Here is a 3,176-nt window from a genome sequence, read left to right as displayed (position 1 = left end):
TGGTTCGGTCGCGCACGCGGCGACCAAGGCGCAGTTCAAGCAACCCGTCGACCCGATGACCGTGGTCGAGCCGTTTTTCGGCGAGCATCAGGCGGGCATCGTGACACCGCAGCAGAGTCATACGTATGTGGCCGCGCTAGATCTCACGACCGACAAACGCGACGACGTCATCAACCTTCTCAAGCAATGGACCGATGCGGCGGCGCGCATGTCGCGCGGCGAGACGGCGAAACCGCTGCCCACCGACGATAAATCCGCGCCCGACTCCGGCGATATCCTCGGCATCGGCGCGGCGGGTCTGACGGTCACGTTCGGCTTCGGCCCGGGCATGTTCGAGCACGAGGGCAAGGATCGCTATGGCATCGCCAAGCACCGGCCGGCTGCGCTCGTCGATTTGCCGCGCTTCAACGGCGACCAGTTGCTGCCGCAGAAAACCGGCGGCGACATCCTCATTCAAGCCTGCGCGAACGATGCCCAGGTCGCGTTTCATGCGGTACGTCAGCTCGCGCGCATGGGGTATGGCATGGTCGCGATGCGCTGGGGCCAGGCGGGATTCCTGTCGGGTCCGCGCGGACAGACGCCGCGCAACCTGATGGGCTTCAAGGACGGCACGAACAATCCGTCGACGGCGCAACCCGCGCTGATGAACCAGTTTGTCTGGGCCGACGCGCCCGACGCGCCGTGGATGAACGGCGGCACGTACACGGTCGTGCGGCGTATCCGGATCACCATTGAACACTGGGACCAGATGGAACGCGGTTTCCAGGAACAGGTAATGGGCCGCGAGAAATACAGCGGTGCGCCTATCGGCAAGAAGAACGAGTTCGACGCACTCGATCTCGACGCCGCCGATAAAGACGGCAACCCCGTGATCCCCGACAACTCGCACGTGCGCTTGTCGAACCAGGCGACGAACAAGGGCGCGCAAATCTTGCGACGCTCGTATTCGTACAACGACGGCACGGATTTTTATATCGAACGGTGGCCGCCGTGGCGTCAGGAAACCGAGTACGACGCGGGGCTGATCTTTATCGCGCATCAGAGTGATCCGCGCACCGGTTTCATTCCGATCAACGACCGGCTTGCGAAGTTCGACATGATGAATCAGTTCACCACGCACGTAGGCAGCGGCGTGTTCGCGTGTCCGCCGGGTGCGCGGCCGGGGTCGTACATCGGTGCGGGATTGTTCGAAGCTTGACCCGTAGTCGCAGTTGCTCAACGTCAAAAACACAACAGGAAAGAATGCAATGAAGACCACACGCTCCATGCCCGTATTGCGCGCGCTGTGCGGCATCGCGGTGCTGTCCGCCTCGGCTGCCCTGCCGTTGAGTTCGGCTGCAGCCACGCTGACCCTGTACAACGCGCAGCACGAACAGGTCGTGGCATCGCTTGCGAAAGATTTCGAGGCGCAAAGCGGTGTATCGGTGAAGGTCCGCAACGGCGAAGGCCCGGCAATGGCCGCGCAACTCGTTGCCGAAGGCTCGGCTTCTCCCGCCGATGTCTATTTCACCGAGAACTCGCCCGAACTCGTGCTGCTCGGCGAGAAGGGCATGCTGGAAAAGACGGATGCGTCCACGCTCTCGGTGATCCCGGCGCGTTTCAACTCGCCGCAGGGCGACTGGGTCGGCGTGCTCGCGCGTGAGAACGTGCTGGTCTACAACACGAAGAAGGTCGAGGCGGCGCAACTGCCGGCATCGCTGATGGATCTCGCCAAGCCGGAGTGGAAAGGCAAGGTTGGCATTGCGCCCAGCGACGGCGATTTCCTGCCGGTCGTGAGCGCCGTGATCGCAATGAAGGGCGACGACCAGGCGCTGCAATGGCTCAAGGGTCTCAAGAAAAACGCGCAACTCTTCGATGACGACGAAGGTGTGGTCGCGGCCGTGAATCGGGGCGGCGTGGCGACGGGCGTGGTGAACAACTACTACTGGGCGCGCCTGCACACGCAACTCGGCGACAGCGCGACCCGCAGCGCGATCTATCACTTCGGCAACGGCGATGTGGGCGCACTGGTGAACGTATCGGGCGCGGCGGTGTTGAAGTCGAGCAAGAACCAGCAGGTCGCGCAGCAATTCCTCGCGTACCTGGTGAGCGAACGTGCGCAGCAACTGATCGCGAAGGGCAAGATCGCGTATGAATATCCGTTGCATGCTGGCGTCGCGCCTGACCCGATGTTGAAGCCTTTCGACCAGTTGAGCCCGCCGTCGTTGAGCATCGAACAACTCGGCGATGACAGCAAGGCCGCGAAGCTGATGCGTCAGGCCGGCTTGTTGTAAAGGCATGAGCGATGTCGTGAACGCCACAAGCATTCAGGCGTCGCCCCAACCCCGCGGCCGCAAACGCGCGCCGCGGGGTTTGCTCGTGGCGGCAGGGTTGTGCGCGCTGCTCGTGCTGATGCCGCTTGCTTTCACGGTTTATCGTGCAGTGACGTATGGCTGGGACGATGCGCTCGAGTTGATCTTCAGGCCGCTCGTCGGCGAATTGCTGATCAATACGTTGTCCATAACGATCAGCGCGACGCTGGTCTCGGCGGTGGTCGGCACGGCGACGGCGTGGTTTATCGAACGCACGCGTGTGCCTGGGAGGCGCTTCTGGGCTGTGCTGACGGTCGCGCCCCTTGCCATGCCCGCGTTCATCACGAGTTATGCGTGGGTATCGTTGAGCCTGGATTTGCAGGACTTCGCGGGCGCGTTGCTCGTGATATCGACCGCTTATTTTCCGCTGGTTTATTTGCCCGTTGCGGCGGCGCTGCGCGGCATGGACCCGGCGCTCGAAGAAACCGCGCGGTCGCTCGGGTGCGGACGTACCGGCGTGTTCGTTCGCGTGGTATTGCCGCAATTGCGGCCTGCGTTGCTGGGTGGAATGCTGCTTGTCGCGCTCGGCGTGCTTTCAGAATTTGGCGCGTTCACGCTGCTGCGCTTTCGAACCTTTACCACGCAAATCTACGCTGAATACCGTACGAGCTTCGACAGCAGCGGTGCTTCGGTATTTGCTTGCATCCTCATTGCGATGTGCCTGCTTTGCCTCGCGCTGGAAATGCGCGTGCGCGGCGGCGCGCGTTACGAACGCATGGACCACCTCTCGGGCGTGAACACCTGGGCTTCGCCAAAGCCGAAGCGCTTGCTCTGCTCGGGCAATTGGTCGATCCAGAAAGCGTCTTCCTTGTGAGGGCCGTGGAG

At 62.5% G+C, this 3,176-nt stretch carries 2 protein-coding genes and 1 pseudogene; all 3 read left to right on the top strand.

Annotated elements, in window-relative coordinates:
• On the top strand, window positions 1-1,198 hold a 1,198-nt coding region (locus tag ACRXB1_RS33385; protein ID WP_449494461.1), incomplete at its 5' end, for a Dyp-type peroxidase.
• A gap of 49 nt (window positions 1,199-1,247) precedes the next feature.
• On the top strand, window positions 1,248-2,273 hold the full coding sequence (locus tag ACRXB1_RS33380) for an iron ABC transporter substrate-binding protein (RefSeq protein ID WP_062003742.1): 1,026 nt from the start codon (window positions 1,248-1,250) through the stop codon (window positions 2,271-2,273).
• Between the two features lie 4 nt (window positions 2,274-2,277).
• Window positions 2,278-3,072 (top strand): annotated as a pseudogene (locus ACRXB1_RS33375) (ABC transporter permease); the annotation flags it as partial.
• Between the last annotated feature and the right edge of the window lie 104 nt (window positions 3,073-3,176).

Source organism: Caballeronia sp. M23-90 (assembly GCF_053574605.1).
This window is presented reverse-complemented; position numbering and strand designations above follow the sequence as displayed.

Coding starts and splice junctions, on each gene's coding strand:
- ACRXB1_RS33380 (WP_062003742.1), top strand. CDS start 1,248: ATGAAGACCACACGCTCCATGCCCGTATTGCGCGCGCTGTGCGGCATC.